We start from the raw sequence: 19,586 nt of genomic DNA, 5'->3' as shown, positions 1-19,586 counted from the left end.
ATCGGGAATTGAAAATTGAGAATTGAAAAATGAGAATTGAAAAATGAAAATTGCAAATTTGCTGACTGCCGTTGCGGCCCCCGAATTTAAATCTACAATTTTCTCAATTTTCAATTTTCAATTCTCAATCTTCATTTTCAATGCTGTCTCTTCCTCGTCCGAATCCTCGCCTTCAAGCAATCCCGGAATAAGCCCCGTCTCTCCCATGTCCAACAAGCGCGTCGAGCGGTCGACTATCTCGAGCGGCTCGATGTCTTCGCCGGTCGTCGCGCCAAGCTCCTTGAAGCGCCGCGCGGTGACGAGCACTCGCCCTTCAAACGACCCCACAGCCTTATTGTAGGAGTCGACCGCGCGGTCCAAACCCTTGCGCACGTCGGAGAAATGCTCGGCGAGAGTTTTTAGCCGCTCGTACAATTGCCGTCCGAGTCTGCTGATTGTCTGAGCGTTCTCAGCCATCTGCTCTTGTCGCCAGCCATACGAGACGGCCTTTAGCAGAGCGATGAGCGTTGTTGGGGTGGCGACGATCACCCGTTGCTCGACGCCGAATTCAATCAGGCCCGGGTCTTGCTCCAAGGCCGCGCTGAAAAATGTTTCGCCGGGCAGAAACATAAACACGAACTCCGGAGTCGACGGAAGCTGCTCCCAGTAAGCTTTGCCGCCGAGCTTCGTCAGATGCGTTCTGATCTGCCGCGCGTGATCCTTCAGCTTTGCAACTCGGCTTTCATCGTCCGGCGCTTCAAGCGCTTCGAGATAGGCTTGCAGCGGCGCCTTCGAGTCAACCACGATTCTTCTTTCGTTGGGCAGACGAATGATCATGTCCGGGCGCAGCCTGCCATCCTCACCCTGGACATTGGGCTGCTCATCAAAGTCGCAGTATTCGACCATGCCGGCGATCTCGACCACTCGCTTGAGTTGAATCTCACCCCATCGACCACGAACGGTTGGGGAGCGCAGCGCCTTGACGAGGTTTGCTGTTTCGCTTTGCAGTTGCGTCTGAGTTGTGGCGAGAGACTTTACTTGCTCGGTAAGCGACGAATAAGCCGACGCACGTGTTGACTCGAGCTCGCGGATCTTTGAATCGACTTTGTCCAGCGATTCCTTTAGCGGCTGAACCAGTTCGCCTATGGCTTTCTGACGAGTGTCGAGGTCCCCCTTGGCGGCTTCTTGAAAATGACCCAGTGTCTCTCTGGCGAGGCTGAGAAAGTTCTGACTGTTCGTGTTGAGCGCGTCGGCTGACAGTGCCTTGAAGGCATCGGACAGTTTGCCTTGAGCGTCTTCAAGCAGTCCAAGCTTTTCGGTAGCGGCTTTGCGTTCGGCTTCGAGCTGGGCTTCAAGCGAGCTAATCCGCGCAAGCAGGCTGGCGGTTTCGTTCTGAAACTCCGACAGCTTCGAGTTCAACTCGCCGAGGTCAGCTTCGAGCTTGCGCGTCTGATCGTGCCTGCCCTGAAGCCGCTCGACCAGCGTTGCGCGTTCTGTTTCGGATTCGCTTCTGGCGCGGTCGTACTCGTGCCTTAATCGCGGTCGAAGCGCGAACCACACGGCTACGCCGCCGAGCGCAAGTCCAATCGCTAACATCAGTAACAGAAAAACGGTTTGATCCAATTCCACCTCGCCTTGCTCTAAACGATCGGGGCCTCACGGCCTGCCGGGACTCACGATACTTGAATAGTATGCGGCATCAACTTTGGCAAGAACCGTACACGATCATCTCAGCTACGAATCGTATCCGAGGAGCTTGAGTGCGACAAACACATCTTGAGGCTTGAGTGTCAGGCGGCAATCCTCGCAATCCCCCAACCTTCCGGTTTGGGGATTCGTTCGCCTTTTCACACAGTCGCTGACGAGGTTGGGTATCGCCGTTCGCGAAACGGCGAATGGCCTTCTTTATCATCCTTATCCAGCCGACACGGAACTTGGTTCGATGCTCTGGATTGATCCACCAGGAGTTGGCCGCTGGGTACTAGGGCATATCCCTGGCAGAGTCTGTTAGGTGGAACCCAGTTTGTCAGTTACCTTCCGAAGCCAGACACCATTCGCTCATAAACCTTGCGCGTCACACGCACGTCGTTCAGGTTGTATTCGCGAATCTCGGTGAGCCTTTCTGCTTGATACAACTCGAACACTCGGCTTCCCTCGACTTCATCCGTCTTGCTCGATGGAATTCCAAGCGCCCAGGCTATGTCGTCGAGTGCAACTCGGTTCTTCGAGCCCAACCACCAGCGATGCATCGTGTCGTAGACGCCTCGCACGTTGAACTCCGCAAGATTAACGAACGGCCGAACAGCGATCCCGTTGACCAAACAGCGTTGAAAAATGAACGGGAGATCGAAGCCGATGATGTTATGGCCGACAAGTTCATCGATGTCAGCGTCGAAGCTCCGCATCAGCGCGATAAAATCCGTCAGCGTTTGTTGTTCGCTTTGTTCTTGTCCGTCGGCGTCGATGCCAAACACGTGTTCGCTTTCGCTCTGCTCGACGCCTTCTATTTCGACGCCGCCGATGGGCCCAATGTGCATGGCTATAGACAACACTCGCCCGGATGTAGCCGCGAGCGAGCCCGATCTGTAAGCGCGCTCTTCTTCGGCGGCCTGGTCCTCGAAGTATCTCTGGTGTTGTTCCTCGCTCATCTTTCCGCGTTGCATTGCGCGCTCCAGGCGAGTGGCTGCTCTTTCTTTGAAAGCGGGAACCGGGATGGTTTCGATGTCGAGCGTGAACGCCCGCGGTAAGAGAGGTTCAGCGTTCTGCAGCTCTCGATACTTGTCGACGGTGATTGGTCTGAGTTCCGAGACTACGAACTGCGGCTGATTCTGAAATGTCTCGAGGCGGCCAACGATTCCCCACAACCCTGGCTTCGGTGTTGACTTGAGAATCTCGGTTGGTATTTTCAGCGCGATGGTTCCGCTTGCGTTTCGGGCACTGGCGAGCAAGAAAGGCCTACCTTGTTGCGGTCTGATCTCGCGAGCCGAGGTCACGGCAACAGCGAGCCAGATTTCCTCTCCGGCTTTCAGTTCAGCAATTGAGATGTTGCCTTTCATTCGTTTGCTCGATAGCAAGCTGAAGTGACTATAACCTTAGCAGCACGCCGGTGGCCCGCTGCTTGGTTGCCCGTGCAATTGCCTCGCTGTAAAGCGCGATCTGTTCGCGATATTCCTCAAGCCTTCCTCCAATCTCGAAGTCGGTTTTAAAATCCACCACGATCCACATGCCGGGATCGGTTTCATCGATAAACGCCAGATCAACGATTCCTTCAACCAGCATCCCGTCTTCGAGTTTGATTGCTATCGGACTCTCGCGTCTGCAGCGACCCGCAAGCGAGGCCGCGGCGGCGCGTCGCAGAAGCGGATGAGCCAACGCGCGCGTGACCGTCTCTTTTGCGGCGTTGATTTCTTCAGCGCCCGCGCCCAACAATCGGCCTTGAAGTTCCGCAGCCGCTTGCACGCCTGCGGCATCCGCGTTCAGATCTACCAGAGACAGCACCGCGTGAACGAGAGTCCCGAAGCGTTTGCCATGCGGGCGCGAGAAGTCGATGCCGGCCGATTCAACAGCTACGTCGGGGATCGCGCCGCTGTCGACGGTTACTCCGGATCGCGAAGAAGGCGGCGGTGGGGCGGCGAACAAGTCTAACTGTCCAACTGGCGGGTCAGCTTGCACCGGTGTATGAGACATCGCCGCAGCGTTTTGCTCTTCGCTCTTCGCCCTTTGCTCTTCTCCCTTTGCGTGCTCGGTCGCCGTTACGACCCTCACGCTCGGCGCGCTGGCCCGATCACGAACGCGAGTGCGGTTCTCTTGCCACTCCGAGTGATCGCGAATGCCTTGCTCTGAGCGCTTGCCTTCTTCATCAGCCGCGAGCAGCTTGTTCAGCCTCGCGCCGATTTCATCCTGCCTGTTCAACTCGAGCACCGACGGGTCCCACCACGCAACGCTGTGCTCCCCTGCTTCCGGTTTGTGCAAGCCCGGCGTCACCGATCCTGGTTTGCGCAGACCGTTCTTCGGACGAAACGCCACGTTGTCCGCGCCGAACTCCGGACAGCCCGGCGGATGATTAGTCTCGGGTTTGAAGCTCTCCTTCGCAGGCGGATAGATCGCGGGATCAAGAACGCTGAGCCAGCCTTCGCGACGCTCGTCGCCCACTGCGGTGACAACCAGAAGATCGCGCGCGCGAGTCGCGGCAACGTACAGCACTCGCGCGGCCTCTTCGCGTTCGAGCTGCAGCTCGTCGCCGGCATGTTCTTGAAGCTCGGGCGGCAAGCAGCCTGCAAGCCTCATCACGCACAGACCGGCTTCGGTGTCGGTCCAACGCGAAGGCTCGCGCGCTTCTTTCGCAGTCATATCGGCTAGCACGACGACCGGGAACTCGAGTCCCTTCGCTTTGTGAACGGTCATTATGCGAACGCCTTCCGCTCCTTCTTCAATGATCGGCGCATCGCCTGCTTCACCGTTCTCGGCCTGATCGTCGAGCCAGTCGACAAACGCGCGGAACGAGATCAGACCGCCCTGCTCGGCTCGCCTGGCCATATCCATCAGCCGAGTCACGTTTGCCAGCGCCTGTTCCCCGGTCGCCCAGTTCGCAAATCCGGCGTGCGCTCGCGTCGTCGCAAGCAATCGCCCGATGGTGTCCGCAACAGGCCGTCGATTGCGCCCCAGGTGAAGCTCTCGCAATACGGCAAGCGCGTCGACGACTTCGACCAGAGACTCGGGCAAGTCCTCGGGCACTTGCTTGAACGGATGCAAAGTCGCAAACCTGGATCGATAAGCCAGGAGCTGCGCATCGCTGATCGCGAACAGCGGGCCCTTAAGAGTCGCAAACAGCGCAAGCTCGTCGTCGGGCCGCTCGATGGCGGCAAGCGCATTGCGGATCGCTTCGACTTCTTCGCGCGAATGGAAAGAGCTTCCTCCGACAAGCAGATGAGGCAGACGTCTGGCTTCGAGCGCGCGAACGTACGGCCGGGTGACGTCGGTCATGAAGCTGCGGAATCGGCGGAACAACAAACACACGTGACGAGGCCGGATGGGTACCTGCACGTCAGGATGCTCGCGCTCAGTGATGGTCCAACCGCTTTCGCGCACAAGCCAGTCGACGAAAGCCGCTACCGCGCCGGGCAATGATTCTTCGATCTTCCACTCGACCACCTTGCCGTAATCGCCGTAAGGGGCGGGCACCGGCAACGCAACGATCGCCGGTTGAGAATCAACGCCGGACCTGTGAGGCGCGAGCGGCACGTAGCGAGCCTGCGTCGAGCCTGCCTTCAAACCGGCCCCAGGAGCCGGACTGGGAGTGGCGCCCATGACTCGTGAGAACGCGGCGTTCACCGCTTGTTGAATAGCGGGCACAGACCTGAAACTGACGTTCAACTCGAGAAGGTCTCCGCCGGTGGTCTTGATCTGGCGTTTCACCTGTTCATACAGCGCGACATCCGCGCGGCGGAAACGATAGATCGACTGCTTCGGATCGCCGACTATGAACAGCTTGCCCGCAACCGGACGGACGCGACGCCAGTCTTTTTCGTTCGGATCGTCTGCCGACAACAGCATCAGCAACTCAGCTTGAAGCGGGTCGGTGTCCTGAAACTCATCCACGAAAATGTAAGTGAAGCGTTGTTGCAGCTCGGCTCGCACCGAGGCGTTCTCTTTTACAAGGTCGCGCGAGCGAAGCAACAGATCCAAAAAGTCCAAACAGCCCGCGCGCTCTTTCAATCTTTCATATTCTTCAATCACCGGCCACAGCTCGTCTCGCAGTCGAGGAGCGAGGTCGGCTCCAGCCTGATCGACGAAACCCTGCAAGCTCTCTTTGACCGCGTTGCGCCGCGCGATCAACTCGTCTCTCGGATAGCTGATCTTGCTCGACGCATAGCCGACCCACTTCCAGTGCTTGCCGCGATTCATCTCGGTGAGCGTTGCTTCAAGTCCGTCGTAGTCGCGGCCGGCAACCTCTTCAACGCGATTCACCTCTTCGATGAACACCTTGATTTCTTTGAGCGACTTCAAGAAGTAGTCGTTTGCGCTGCCGGAGTCCGCCCACTGGGCAAGCGAGGTCATTTCGGCGATCAACCCATCAATCGCCGCTTCCAGATCGAACTCGGGATTGCGCCGCCACTGAGCCGGAAAATCGCGGCGCTCGATCAACTCTCTCGCGGCGCCACGAAGCGCGCGCTTGGGACCCGCATCGCGCGGGCGGCGCGCGAGAATGCCGGGAAGATCTCTACGGTATTCGCGGCGTGGGCGTCTTCTCAGAATGCGCCGAACGGCTTCGCCGGGATTTGCAAGCTGCTGTTCGAACCAGCGATCGAATGCAAGTTCGAATAGCGGCCGCGCAGTGTCTTCCGGGGCTACATCGAACAGAGGATCTATGCCGGCTTCGACCGGACGCTCGCGCAGCAGATCGGCGCAGAAGGAATGAATAGTGCCGATGCGGGCTTCTTCAAGCTGCGGCAGCGAGTCCTTAAGAAGCTCCCGAGCTTCAGCCGGACACTGCGGGTCTTGGCGATGTTGTTCGATCGCGTCTCGCAGACGGAGCTTCAACTCGCCGGCGGCGGCATCAGTGAAGGTGACGGCGACGATTTTATTGAGCTTGACGCGGCCTGACTTGATGCCCGCGACGATGCGGCCAACCAGCTCGCTGGTCTTGCCCGTGCCTGCTGCCGCCTCGACGACAAGAGTTGTGTCGAAGTCGTTGCGAATCCGATCCCGCGCAGCTTGATCGGCGAGCGCCGCTTTGTGAGGCTTCGTCACGGCAGCTCCCTCAGACGCTTGAGCTCGAACAGCAAGTCGCCCGGCTTGCGCGATGTTCGGATGTATTCGAGAGGCCCGCACGCGGCGCGATAGTCGCACCAATCGCAGGCGCCTCGTGCTGGGGCCGCCGGAAGAAAGCCTTCTGCAAGCGCCCGCCCGATCGTTTCGATTACTATTCCAGCAGTGCCACGGCTGAAGTCATCGAGAGGAACTTCGACGGCCGTGAAGCCGCCGGCGCTGGTGCAGTAATAAAGCCGCCCTGATTCGACCGGCGCCTCGAGCAGCCTCTCGCAGGCCAGCGCGTAAAGCACCGGCTGCAAGTGCTGGCCTCCGCCAACGACTACTCCATCGCGCGCTCGCGCCTTGCCTGTTTTGTGATCGGTCGCGCGAAGCTTGCCGCTGACATGGCGTTCGACCAGGTCGATAGACCCTCGCAGTTTCAAATCGCCGGTGACCGCCACCGGGTCGGCGACGCTTGCCGGGTCTTCGTCTTCACGGCCGCGATCGGCCAGCCCGAACGACAGCTCGAATTTGTAAGGCACCCATCCGTCGTCTGCCTCCGAAGCTCGTCGAAGCCACTCGCGCAGATCAGCGCGAATCGAGTTGATGCCGTCTTCCCAGACACGCGGGATCGCCGGCGCCAGCTTGTCTTCAAAGCTCGATGCTACCCGGTTGAGCACATCATCGACCAGGGCGATAGCCCGCTCGCGCGTCGCTGGATTGAGAGGCAAAAGCCCGGCCTCACGCAGCATCGTCAACACCTCGTACTGCACCTTGTGAAACAGCGACCCGCGCGTGAGCGGATCGATCACTTCGATGGCAGCCGGTTCTTCGCGAGGCTGCAGCCGATGCACGGCTTGAAGAAAAAACCGATACGGGCAGGCCGCGTAGTTCTGAAGCGCCGTGGGCGAGAACGAACGCGCTGAGAGCTGATGGGCGGCGAGCGCTTCGCGAGCCAGATCATCCGGTTCTACAAGTCCGTCGCTCGGAGTCCATCGCTTGAGCCAGCGTCTTGAACGAGCGCGCAATGCGCGCGCGAGATGACGATTAGTCGAGAGCAGATAGTGGGCTGTGCCCGCTACTGTCTCGGGGTCGGCGCCAATCAGCGGCGCCAGAAGCGCCAGGTCATACTCCGCCTCGTCGATCGCAACCCGTGGGTCGGTGGGCGCCGGCCAGCCGAGCCGCCCGCTCGCGCTCGACTCCGCCCGCGATACGAGTTTGTCGAACCCGGGAAGATAACCCTCCGCCGCGCGAAGAGCCTCGAGTCCGTAGAATGAAGGCACGCGCGGGCGAGCTTGCTGAACGTCGATGCGCGGGTAAGACAGATGAACTCGCTCGCAAGCGGCTCCCACTGCCAGCCTCAGCGCGAGGCGCTCGGCGTCCCCGCGATCTTTTTGAGTCATCAAATCGCACTCGTCGATGTGACGGCGCTGCTCATCGAGAAGTATCGGATCCTCGATCAGCTTTCGCGGGAAAAGCTTCTCGGCGAGCCCCGGCACGAACACCACATCGAAGCTCATTCCGCGCGCGGCGTCGGTTGAACCGATGAAGACCGCGCCGTAGCGCCGGCGAGGCGGAGGAACCGACAGCTCGCGCAGACGCGGCGCAAGAACGATCTGAACCTCGTAGAGATCAACCGGACCGACCGGCGACATTGGTTCAAGCTCGGCCAACGTCTCCAGCACCCCCTCGGGATTTCGGAGCGCGGCCCGCGCAAGCTTGCGAAGATGAGTCAACCATTCTGCCCAGGTCGCGCGATCAGGTAACGCCGCCAGCTCATCAATCAACGGAAGCGCGAACTCGCGAAGATGTTCGATGTCACGAATCTGACGATCAAGCCCCGCAGCGCGCGTCTCTTCTCCTTCGTCGATCAATTCCTGCCGTCTCAATCGCAATTCAGCTTCGAGCCCTTCGATCCTCTTCCTCCATCGCTCTTTTCCGCCGATTACCGAGGAGTCAACAAGCAATCGCTCCCACCGCCATGGCGCGCGAAGCGAGCCTCCAATCTCAGCCGTGTTTTCGAGATCGACCGGCAACGGTTCCGCCTCTGACTCGGTATCACTGGAAGGTTCAGGTTCGAGCCCCCGCGGCAGAAGCTCGTTCGGCGGCGGCGTCCAGCCGGCTTCCGGGTCGCGCGCAGCTTCGCGATCCGGCACCTGTGAGAGCGAGGTGTACTCGGCGAAGCGGCGAGCGGAAAAGTCCTCGGCTCTACACGCGAGCAGCGCGAGCAACGCGCGCCCGGCGGGATCGGGCCGGGTCGTGCCTCTCGCGAAATAGGCGGGAATCGCTGCGCGCCGGAGAGCTTCTACGAGGTGCGGACGGTACTCGCCGGCTGAACGCAGAAAGACCGCGATTCGATCAAATGGGATTTCGCGCCCGGCTTCTGCTTGAATTCGGCGGGCGATCTCGACGCATTCGCGCGCTTCGCCAGGCGACGAGCTGAGCGTGACGCTTTCGTCCAGCTCCGACTCCTCCGGCTTTGAGTCTTCGAACAGATGCGCCTTCAATGTCGCGAGCGAGCTTGCTGGTTCGCCCTCTCTGATTTCCTCGGCTTCACAGCCCATTGCAGGCTGAAGCTTCGCGATCGTTCGCGTGTCGCCTCGAGCTGCTATCGCGAGCACGCGGGGCGCGGTTTGGGCGAGCGCTTCAAGCAAGGCCGCTTCGCGAGTGGTAGCAACCGAGAGATCGAGCATCAGCAAGGACAGACCTATCGGATAAGGACGGAGCGCGCTTGTTGCGGCTTGGGTCGCGGCTTCGAACATTGCGGAGCGATCGGCAAGCTTCGCCGACGCAAGCTCGCGTTCGACGCTTTCGGCAAGTGCGGCCAGATCCGGCCCGCCGCGCGGCAATCGACGAATCGCTTCGATGTCTACCTTGTTCATTCGAAGCTCATCCAGCGTACGCGAGACCGCGCGTGGAAACCCCGGCCGCTTCGCCACCGGAGCGAAGTACGAAAGCGCTCCGTCTGACACAAGCAAGTGAATCGCGCGCGCGGTGAGGGCTTCGAGCGATAGGCTTGTCGTCGGCGCCAGGCCTCGCAGAGCGAGTACCGGCGCGGCGAGGCTGGCAGCAAGCCGGTCGAGCGTAAGCCGCTGGAGTCCGAAGCGAGCCCCTGACGATAACGCCGCATTGCGGACGAATTCGTCGCCGGCTTCTCGCGTCGGAGAGACGATCAGGATCTCTGCATCGAGAGAATAGCTATTGAGCCACTCGGCGGCGGCTGATAGTCGCGTCGCCGAGTCGCGCGAGATGATCAAACTTGATCTTTGGGGCTCTTGCATTTGCGTGAACCTTGATTATGATGTCGGCAGCATGTTTCTTCAATGAGACCTCCGGAGGGCGTTGCATAGGCCGAAGCCGATGCTACCTCGTGTTGCATTCCGCACCCACGCCGATAGGATGGCAGCCATCCTCGGAGGTTCACCATGCAAAGAATCGAGCAATGTCCGTCTCTCAAACTCGGACTCGGATACTGTCTCGTCGCCGCGGCCCTGTTGTTTCTCGGGCCGCTATCTCTCCCCGCGTCATCAGAGAAGTCTTCCACGTCGAAGGCAGATTTATTGGCGCGCCTGATGGACGGAAACGCGGTTCGTGAAGGGCAAGCACAGCCACGCAAACTACAAGCGCGAGCGAGCCGAGCTGACAAAGGGACAACATCCATATGCGATCGTTCTTAGTTGCTCGGACTCGCGCGTTCCGCCTGAGATCGTCTTTGATGAATCGCTCGGCAAGCTTTTCGTCGTTCGCGTCGCCGGAAACGTCGTTGACCCGGTCACGCTCGGGAGCATCGAGTACGCAGCCGAGCACCTTCACTCGAAGCTGCTCTTTGTGCTCGGGCACGAGTCCTGTGGGGCGGTGAAAGCAACTGTCGATGGTGGCAAATTCTCTCCGGGCATCGAAGCCATCATCGAGAAGATCAAGCCCGCTGTGGCTATCGCCCGGCGCAAGCATCCGGACGCAAAAGACATTCTCCCGTTCGCTGTCGATGAGAATGTTGCGGTTCAAACCAAGAGCGTTTTGGATCAGAGCGACATCATAAAGGAACTGGTTGAAAAGAAAGAGCTGCGAATCGCAACCGGAGTCTATCGTCTCGCCAGCGGGAAGATAAACCTTTCGCCGGCTCGGATGACCAACTGATCCGGCGAAGGCCGTTCGCTGGGGGCCGCAGACCTGGGAAGAAATGATGATCGGGTTTGTCGGGTTCACGCTGGACAACCAGAACCTGCAAGTGACGCCGCGCCCGTAGCGTTCAGAGTTCAAGCTTTAGCTTGCTGTTTTCGAAGAGCAACCTGTTGGAAGCAACCTAAAGGTTGAACTCTGAACCTCACCGTCCCCCTCGATCTCACTCCGGAAAACCGGGCTGCGATTTCATTCTATCGATCTGCTCGGCGTGTCTGAACTCGTGCGCGCCCGCCATCAAAACCCATTGGTAAGTGTTCAGGTCTCCGGCGAACGGGTGCGGATAAGTGAGCTCGCTCAGATTATATCCGTCGAGCTGTTCCACATTCGCCAGCATTCTCTCGCGAGAAGCGTTGAGCCTGGCCAGCGATTCATCCACGGGTGAGTGCGAATGAGGCGCGACAAATTCGGGCGCTTGAAACTTCGCAGTGTTCATTCGCGCGAATATGTCGTCCATCGAATGGATCACTGAGGCTTCGGGCGAAGGATCGGGCGGCAGGCTGCTCGCACGCGCTCGCTTGAGCATGTTTGAGGTGAGCTTTGCATTGGCTTCATCGGTCAGCGAAACGTGATTGAGGACGTCGCTGACCGACCACGCGGTTTCCTCTGCTTTGTGATTGAGCTGCGTGTCGCTCAAACCGGAAACCGACTGAAGCAGTTTCTCTCTGTTGTGCGAGATCCTATCGACGACTTCCTGAAGCTTCTTTGACAAAGGCATAAGCTCTCCCTTTTATCTGACAGAGGTTCGACGCTCACAGGTTACCGCGCAGCCGAAGACGTCGAAAAGAATAATGGCGGCGCTAGGACCCGCTCACTTCTGCCTCCGGATTTCCGAGAAACTGATGTTCAGAATCGGGTACTCTTTCCAATCCTTGTAGTCGTAGTGCCACCACTCGGGCTCGTACACCGCGAAGCCTTCCGCTTCCATCGCAGCGCGCAGAATGTCGCGCAATCGACGTTGCTCATCGGTCCCGCCAGTGTAGTTGATGTGAGATCGTTCGGTCATCTCATCATACCCGGAAGGCATCACGACTACTTTGCCGGTCTTCAAGTCAAAGAGGGAGAGATCAACCGCGCAGCCTCGATTGTGACGCGAGCCTTGACTCGGATCCGCCACGAATTCTTTCTTGTCCGCGGGTGTCGCGTCCCAGAAGATATTGGTCACCGACCACGGCCGGTAGCCATCATGGATGATCAACCCGTAGCCTTTTATTCGCAGCGCCTTGTTCACTCGAACGAGCGCTTCGGCGGCAGGCCGCTGAAGAAACGCGCGAGCTTCTTTGTATACCGGCCGTCCGAGGAAGTTGTTTGAAGTTGCGTATCGAATATCGAGCTTGATGGTGCGATCGAGTTTGATCAGCTCGACAAGATCCGGCTTTCGAAAGGTACCGGTTTCCCTCGGCGGCTCCTGAGCGAAGACAGTTGGTGCGATCGCTAGCAGCGCTAGAAGAAATGCCAGCCGAGTTCTGCCTGAGTGATTCAAACGGATTCCTCCGCTAGCTAAATGCCTATGGGTGGTCCTGCATTCACTACTCAAATCACCGCCTGCACTCTGCGCAGAATCTCTTGCTTCGGAAACGCGCCGACCAGTCGATCGACCTCTTGCCCATCCTTCAACACCAGCAGCGTCGGAATGCTGCGAACGTTGAAGCGCGACGCGGTCATCGGGTTCTCGTCGGCGTTGAGCTTGGCTACCTTCACGCGGCCCGCAAGCTCGCTCGCGAGTTGCTCGACTATCGGTGCGATCATTCTGCAAGGCCCGCACCACGGAGCCCACATGTCCAGCAGCACTGGCAGCGGCGAACGCTCGACTTCTTCCGCGAAATTCGCATCGGTCACTGTCATAGGATGAGCCGAGACAGGAAGCGGACTCTTGCATTGGCCGCAAACAGGTTCAAGACCCTCGCGAAGCTTTTCAGCAGGAACTCGGTTGTTCGCGCCGCACGAGGGACACGTAGTGACTCTTGCTTCAGTTGGTGTGCTCATAGGTACAGTCTAACCGACATCCAAGTACTCCGACCACGGCGCGAACCCTTCCGAGCAACTACTGACCCTGGGAGCGCAGGTATCCCTGCCTGCTTGGCGTTGCGCTAGAGGAGGCAGGCAGGGATGCCTGCGCTCCCAGGGCTGCGCTCCCAGGGCTGCGCTCCCAGGGCTACTTTTCCTGCTTCTTGTCGTACTCTTCTTTCGTCATCACCTTGATCGGATCAAGCTTCTTACTCGAGAGCTTCGTGTTCACCCCCGCAAGCTCTTTCCCGATGATCGCTTCGAACGCCGCGTTCGCGTCGTTGATTTCTTTTTCGAGCACCGGAATCCGATCCAGCAACGATTGCGTCGGACGGCCGCCAAACTGGGTCACCCAGCCGTAGAGCTCGACTATTCGCTCGCGTAACTGCTCCTCGCCGGTGATCGTGCCTTCCTTCGTTGCCACCAGCGTCTTGTGCAGCGCGTCCAGCTTGTCGGCGAAAGTTTCGAGATCCTTCGCAACCGCGTCACCGCTATCGAGCTTCTTGGCTCGGTCCTTCGTCTTGTCTCGCGCATCGGTTACGACATCATCGACGAAGGCAAGCCGCTCCTGCATGCCGTACAGCTTCCAAACTGTTTGCTGTTGAAGCGCGCGATCGGCCGCTGAATGCGTAGACTTCGGATCAGCAACGACTTTGACCTGCCCGGTGAAAGTCTCCTTGTCCTTGATGAGCTTAACGGTGTACACGCCTTCGGGCACCATCGGTCCGGTCAACGAGGGCCCGGCGAGGTTCGGCGAAGGCGGAACCTTCGGCGGCTTCTGGCGCATGAACCACTGAACGCGGTTGATTCCTCTGCGCTTGCCCGCGGGAAGAGTCGTCATGAGTTTGCTTTCGGCGTTGTAGATTTCGATCTTCATGTCGCCAAACACGTGACGATCTTTCAGGTAATAGGTAATCGTCGCCGCCTCCGGTGGATTGGACCCGACGAAGTCGCCATCGCCGGGAAAATTCTGCGCCCCGACCGAAATCGTGATCGGCGATGGACGCGAGTCCAGTACGTAAGCAGTCGACTCCAGAATCTTCGCGTTGATCTGTCGAAGCGCGGTGATGTCGTCGATGATCAGAACGCCCCGGCCGTGGGTGGCGAGGATCAAATCGTGCTCGCGCGGATGAATCGCAATGTCGCGCACGGCGACCGGCGGCAGGTTGCCGGTGAACTGCGCCCATTGCGCGCCGCCGTCAATTGAAACGAACAACCCGAACTCGGTTCCCAGGAAAAGCAGATCGCGGTTGACGCGATCTTCGCGAACCACGTGCGCGTAGCCCTTGATCGCCTCGCTCGCCAGCGGCTTCCACGTCTTGCCGAAGTCGGTGGTCTTAAAGACGTAAGCTTTCATGTCACCGGTCTGGTGGCCATCGAACGTTGCGTATGCGGTCCCGCGATCGAAGCGGCTCGGCTCGACGCTGGTGCACCAGGTGTTCGCAGGCAAGCCGGGTATGTTGCCGGCGACGTTGGTCCACGCCTTGCCGCCGTCGCGCGTGAGTTGCAGATTTCCGTCGTCAGTTCCGGCCCAAATCACTTTTTCATCGAGCGGCGATTCCGCGACTGCAACGATAGTGCAGTGATTCTCGGCGGATGAGTTGTCGATCGACAATCCGCCGGACTCTTCCTGCTTCTGCTTCTCAGGATCGTTGGTCGTCAGATCGTTCGAGATGCGCTCCCAGGATTCGCCTCTGTCCGTAGTGCGAAACAGAAACTGCGCGCCGATGTAGATCACCTTCTTGTTAGTCGGGCTCAGCCCCAGCGCTGTGTTCCAGTTGAAGCGATACTTCGGCTCGCCTTGCCTGGGCAGCGGCTTGATCCATTTCACTTCGCCGCTTGATTTGTGAAAGCGCAGAACGTTGCCGCCTTGAAACTCGCTGTAGACGATGTCCTTGTCGATAGCATCGGGCCAGACGAAAAAGCCGTCACCAAACCCGACGTTGCGCCAGTCTTTGTTCTCAACCCCGTTCGGACTCTGCGAGGGTCCCATCCACGACCCGTTATCCCGCAACCCGCCGTACACGTTGTAAGGTTGCTCCATATCGAAGCTCGCGTGATAGAACTGGCCTACAGGAATGTTGCTCAGGAACTTGAAAGTGTTCGCCTTGTCGTTGGACTGGTACACGCCGCCGTCTGTCCCGACATATACTTGAAACGTGTCCACCGGATTGACCCAGATGGTGTGATAGTCGCCGTGAGCGCGCCCCCCGCGTTGAGTGAACGATTGCCCGCCGTCGGTGCTCACGCCTACATTGAAATCAGGTTTGTAGAGCCGATTGTAGTCCTTCGGATCGACGAGGATTCGCGCGAAGTAGAACGGCCGCCCGGTCACGCTGGTTGATGAGCTTGCCTTGGTCCAGGTCTCGCCCAGGTCTTCGGAACGATACAGCGCGCTCTTCTTGGCTTCGACGATTGCGTAGACCAGATTCGGCCGAGTGGGCGCGATCGCGATTGCGATACGGCCAAGCTCACCTTCGGGAAGACCTTTAGTCAGCTTCTTCCAGGTCTTGCCGGCGTCGGTGCTCTTGTGGAGTCCGCTGCCCGGCCCGCCTGACGTGAAGAAGTAGGGCTTTCGCCGAAACTGCCACATGCCCGCGTAGACTATGTTGGGCTCCTGTGGATCGATCGCGATATCCGAGCAGCCGGTGTCCTTGTCGATGTACAGGATGCGTTGCCAGGTTTTACCGCCGTCGGTGGTTTTGAAGACGCCTCGCTGTTCGTTGCTGTTCCACAGGTGGCCGGTCGCCGCGACGTAGACTACATCGGAGTTCTTCGGATCGATCACGATGCGCGCGATGCGCTCGGAGTCTTCAAGCCCCATCAGTTTCCAGGTGTCGCCCGCATCGGTCGTCTTGTACACGCCCGTCCCCACGGAGACGCTGTTGCGGGTCCACGATTCACCCGTGCCGACCCACACGGTGTCCGGGTGAGCTTGATCGACGGTGACCGCCCCGATGGATTGAGTGTACTTGTCGAAGACCGGCTTGAAGGTCGTGCCCGCGTTGATGGACTTCCACACTCCGCCTCCGGCGCTGCCGGCGTAGAGAATGCGCGGGTCGCTTGCTACTCCGTCGATTGCGGCAATGCGGCCGCTAGTGATTGCCGGTCCGATGTGCCGGGCCTCGATCGCGCCGAAGCTGTTTGAATCGAGTTTGACCGTGGTCTGCGCGGCGACGCTAAGCGTTAGCGAAGCGGCGAGGACAACAAACAACGAAGTTATGGTGAATGAATGAGAGCGCATAGGTGTCTTCCTCTCGCTGCGAATGAACCGCTGATTCTCGCTGACTGCCGTGCCGCTGATATTCGCAGATCGGCGAAGATCGGCGTTCCGACAGGCAGCGCAAATCAGCGGTTAATTAATCTGTCCTCGCACAAGCGGTGCTACTCATGGACCGGCGGTTTCTTCTCTTCGGTTTTCGGCTTCTCCGGGGGCTTGGCCGGCATCTTGAATATCGAATCGTCAATAGCGACATCAAGGTCGATCTTTTCGAGAGTGATCTGGCTGACGGTCTGCCCTTTGACTTTGGTCTCGAGCGAGAAGGGGAACAAGACTCCGTTGACCGGCTTGTAGTTTCCAACGTATTGATCCACCTCAATCTCCCCGCCGGGCGTCTTTCGCTTCAAATTGACCTTCAGCTCGAGATAGTTCTCGGCATCGAGATAGATGTTGCGCACGTCACCGTTCTTGAGCGTGAGCTTCAGTTTGTAGACCGGGGTGCCTTCCATATCCTCCTTGCCGACAAGCTCGACCTTGTGGCCCTTCTCTTTGTAGTCGACCAGCGCGCCGTCGATGTCGGCTTGCTCTTCAGCTTCTTTCAAATCATCGCCGGCGATCTTTTCGGGATCCGGGGAGCCCTGAAACGGATTGGTCTTCCAGCCGCTCTCGCCGTCATAGGCCATAGTCTGAGACTTGCCCTGGAAGGTCACATCCAATCGAACCAGACGGGGCCGCTTTTGCTGAATGACGAGTGGGATCTCGATTCCCTGCTGGATGATCTTGCCCGTTATTTTGACGCTCTTGATGGCTTTGAGCTTTTGAAGGCCGCCCTTCGCGTCGAGGTTCTTCTTGATCAGCTCGTCGACGGTTTGAGCCGATGCCTGCACGCAGAACAGAAAAGCGAAAGGAAGGATAAGAGTGAGTGCTCTTCGGATCATAGGAGTCTCCTTTGAAAAGACCGTCTCATCGGATGAAGTTGCGCTCCGAATACGACTTCGAATGGAAATTAGTTTCGCACGACCGTGTCGGAGAGGAGAGTATACGCCTTGAAATAGAGGCGAACCAACTACAGCGAGAGCGAGAAAGGGCGACTCGCAGTGAGGTCGTCGGCTCTTGGGTTAACTTGATCACCCGACAGCAAGAATGTAACATCGGGCGCGAATTTCCAGGTTGGCTCGGCCTCTAGACCGAACTGCGCTATGAGACCGGGCATTCAAAAGGGAACTCTGACCAGCCTGAATACCGAGGAGATCTTCTCTATGCCAGCAGAGCTTCCACCACTCTGGCAGTGTCCGAAGTGCGGCGAGCGATTCGTCACAAAGAACCTGTGGCATTCGTGTGGCAAGTTCACTCTAGAAGACCTCTTCGCTCGCAGTGAGCCTCATGTGCTTCAGCTTTTCAACAAGTTCGCCGAAATGATTCGAAGATGTGGGCCTGTCACCATGATTCCCCAAAAAACCCGCGTCGTGTTTCAAGTGCGAGTGCGATTCGGCGGATGCTATCCGCGCAAGTCTCATCTGCTCTGCACCCTCGCGCTCCCCAGAGTCGATGACGACCCCAGATTCTTCAAGGTAGAAAAGTACGCGCCCCACTTTATCGGCCACTCGTTCCGTGTATACTCCGAAGCCGACCTCGACCGGGACGTTCAACGCTGGATGCGTGAATCGTATGAAGTCGGCGGGCAGAAGCATCTGAAACGGTGAAACCTGATACTGAGCCTGTGATAAAAGGTCCGCGCGGAGGAACCGATGCAGGAGACCACACACATTAAAGAAGAAGCCCTGAAGCTCATAGAGTCGTTACCCGACGATGCCACCTGGGAAGACCTCACGCGTCTGATGCTCGAGCGACACTTGATTGAGGAAGGAATTGCTGACATCTAAGCAGGTCGAGTTTGGACCAGCGACGAGATCCGTGAAAAGCTGGGAATGTCTCAATGAAAGTTGTCTGGTCCGACCGGGCACTCAGATCATTGGCTGCGATCCATGCTTCGAAGTGAGGCCGTCAACATGGTAAGCCTGGCTCCCTCAACCGACGCAGCCGATCGCGCCCGTAAGCGAATAATGCGGCGCATCCTGCCCTACTTATTCCTGCTCTACATCATCAACTACATCGATCGCGTCAACATATCGTACGCCAATCTCGAGATGACCAGGGATCTCAACTTCACACCCGACGTCTTCGGGTTCGGCGCGGGAATATTCTTCGTCGGTTATTTTCTGCTCGAGATCCCGGGAACGATTCTCATTGAGTTGTGGAGCGCTCGAAAGTGGATCGCGCGCATCATGATCACCTGGGGAATCGTCGCGGTGCTGATGGGTTTCATGAATTCGGCGACGCAGTTCTACTGGCTGCGGCTCGGGCTCGGCGCGGCGGAAGCGGGATTCTTTCCGGGCATCATCGTTTACCTTACCCACTGGTTTCGCTATCAGGACAGAGCGAAAGCGGTGGCGTTGTTTATGGCAGCCGTGCCGCTTTCCAACTTCATCGGCTCACCGATCTCGGGGCTCCTTCTTGGCGTGAACTGGTTTGGCCTGGCGGGTTGGAGATGGCTGTTCATCATTGAAGGCGCCCCGGCGATCATCCTCGGCATTGTGACGCTCTTTTACTTGACCGACTGGCCGCACCAGGCGAAGTGGCTCGCACCCGACGAGCGAGAGTGGATCACAAAGGAACTCGAAAAGGAAAAGGAGCTCAAGACGGCGACCCACTCATTGGGAGTCTTGCAAGCGTTGAAGCACCGTGAAGTCGTCTTGCTCGCGCTTGCCTACTTCTTTATCGTGACAAGTCTGTACGGCTTCAACTTCTGGCTGCCGGCCATCATCAAGGCCCTGTCGGGGCTTCCGAACTTAATCGTCACGCTGATCTCAGCATTGCCATATCTCGCCGGGTTCATCGCGTTGTTGGTTGTAGGATGGTCGTCGGATCGCAGCGGCGAGAGACGATGGCACACGGCGGCGCCAATGATGGTCGCCGGTGCGGGGCTGCTCCTAAGCGCGCTCACTCAGAGCAACACGGCTCTGGCCGTAAGCATGTTCTGCATCGCAGCCGCCGGATTGTACAGCTTCTTCCCTTCCTTCTGGGCGCTGCCGACGACCTTTCTGACCGGTTCCGCAGCCGCCGCGTCGATCGGCTTGATCAACTCGATCGGAAACCTTGGAGGATTCGTCGGGCCGTACGTTGTCGGATACCTCAACACCCGGACCAATTCGTTTTTGGGAGCAATGTTATACCTGTCATTCTCTGCGATGATTGGGGCAGGCCTGATACTCACCCTTCGACACGCCCCACGCGCGGTCGCCATCGTACAAGGCGCCGAAGAATCCGCGCGTTGAGACTAGGGTTCAGAGTTCAGGGTTCAGGGTTCAGAGTTCAGAGTTCAACCTTCAGGTTGCTGCGATTGGTCGGCAAGCTAAAGCTTGAACTCTGAACCCTGAACCCTGAACCCTGA

13 protein-coding genes are annotated in these 19,586 nt (G+C 58.4%); 4 read left to right on the top strand and 9 right to left on the bottom strand.

The annotated features are described in order from the left end of the window. Positions 1-117: 117 nt before the first annotated feature. The 4 genes from rmuC to AABO57_11445 all read right to left on the bottom strand — a co-directional run bounded on the left by rmuC (position 118) and on the right by AABO57_11445 (position 10,010). Positions 118-1,602 (bottom strand): DNA recombination protein RmuC, encoded by a 1,485-nt coding sequence (gene rmuC, locus AABO57_11460; protein MEK6286349.1) that lies wholly within the window; start codon positions 1,600-1,602, stop codon positions 118-120. A gap of 407 nt (positions 1,603-2,009) precedes the next feature. Next, positions 2,010-3,035, bottom strand: a complete 1,026-nt coding sequence (locus AABO57_11455; GenBank protein MEK6286348.1) for a ribonuclease H-like domain-containing protein — start codon at positions 3,033-3,035, stop codon at positions 2,010-2,012. Between the two features lie 28 nt (positions 3,036-3,063). Further along, positions 3,064-6,729: a UvrD-helicase domain-containing protein gene (locus tag AABO57_11450; GenBank protein MEK6286347.1), complete on the bottom strand. Its 3,666-nt coding sequence runs from the start codon at positions 6,727-6,729 to the stop codon at positions 3,064-3,066. Beyond that, positions 6,726-10,010 (bottom strand): PD-(D/E)XK nuclease family protein, encoded by a 3,285-nt coding sequence (locus AABO57_11445; GenBank protein MEK6286346.1) that lies wholly within the window; start codon positions 10,008-10,010, stop codon positions 6,726-6,728. Before AABO57_11445 ends, AABO57_11450 begins: the two co-directional genes overlap by 4 nt. Positions 10,011-10,320: 310 nt before the next feature. On the opposite strand from AABO57_11445, the gene AABO57_11440 reads away from it, so the two are divergent. Continuing rightward, positions 10,321-10,866, top strand: a complete 546-nt coding sequence (locus AABO57_11440) for a carbonic anhydrase (GenBank protein MEK6286345.1) — start codon at positions 10,321-10,323, stop codon at positions 10,864-10,866. Between the two features lie 205 nt (positions 10,867-11,071). On the opposite strand, the gene AABO57_11435 is transcribed toward AABO57_11440, so the two are convergent. The 5 genes from AABO57_11435 to AABO57_11415 all read right to left on the bottom strand — a co-directional run bounded on the left by AABO57_11435 (position 11,072) and on the right by AABO57_11415 (position 17,073). Then, positions 11,072-11,626 (bottom strand): DinB family protein, encoded by a 555-nt coding sequence (locus AABO57_11435; protein MEK6286344.1) that lies wholly within the window; start codon positions 11,624-11,626, stop codon positions 11,072-11,074. A 93-nt stretch (positions 11,627-11,719) separates the two neighbouring features. Continuing rightward, positions 11,720-12,349: a M15 family metallopeptidase gene (locus tag AABO57_11430; protein ID MEK6286343.1), complete on the bottom strand. Its 630-nt coding sequence runs from the start codon at positions 12,347-12,349 to the stop codon at positions 11,720-11,722. A 92-nt stretch (positions 12,350-12,441) separates the two neighbouring features. After that, positions 12,442-12,894: a thioredoxin TrxC gene (gene trxC / locus AABO57_11425; GenBank protein ID MEK6286342.1), complete on the bottom strand. Its 453-nt coding sequence runs from the start codon at positions 12,892-12,894 to the stop codon at positions 12,442-12,444. 169 nt (positions 12,895-13,063) lie between these two features. Then, positions 13,064-16,159, bottom strand: coding sequence for a glycosyl hydrolase (locus AABO57_11420; protein MEK6286341.1), 3,096 nt, complete (start codon positions 16,157-16,159; stop codon positions 13,064-13,066). Between the two features lie 140 nt (positions 16,160-16,299). After that, the gene (locus tag AABO57_11415) at positions 16,300-17,073 is read right to left on the bottom strand and encodes an outer membrane lipoprotein-sorting protein (GenBank protein MEK6286340.1); all 774 of its coding nucleotides are present in this window, start codon (positions 17,071-17,073) and stop codon (positions 16,300-16,302) included. 321 nt (positions 17,074-17,394) lie between these two features. Between AABO57_11415 and AABO57_11410 the strand changes: the two genes are divergently transcribed. The 3 genes from AABO57_11410 (at position 17,395) to AABO57_11400 (ending at position 19,470) form a co-directional block, all read left to right on the top strand. Continuing rightward, positions 17,395-17,838, top strand: a complete 444-nt coding sequence (locus AABO57_11410) for a DUF5655 domain-containing protein (GenBank protein ID MEK6286339.1) — start codon at positions 17,395-17,397, stop codon at positions 17,836-17,838. A 45-nt stretch (positions 17,839-17,883) separates the two neighbouring features. Further along, positions 17,884-18,018, top strand: coding sequence for a hypothetical protein (locus AABO57_11405; protein MEK6286338.1), 135 nt, complete (start codon positions 17,884-17,886; stop codon positions 18,016-18,018). Positions 18,019-18,144: 126 nt separating this feature from the next. Further along, positions 18,145-19,470, top strand: a complete 1,326-nt coding sequence (locus tag AABO57_11400; GenBank protein MEK6286337.1) for an MFS transporter — start codon at positions 18,145-18,147, stop codon at positions 19,468-19,470. Positions 19,471-19,586: the final 116 nt, after the last annotated feature.

It is taken from the genome of Acidobacteriota bacterium (assembly GCA_038040445.1).
Classification (GTDB): domain Bacteria; phylum Acidobacteriota; class Blastocatellia; order UBA7656; family UBA7656; genus Onstottus_A; species Onstottus_A frigus.
Note: the sequence above shows the minus strand (reverse complement) of the source record. Positions and strands in the feature narration are given on the sequence as shown.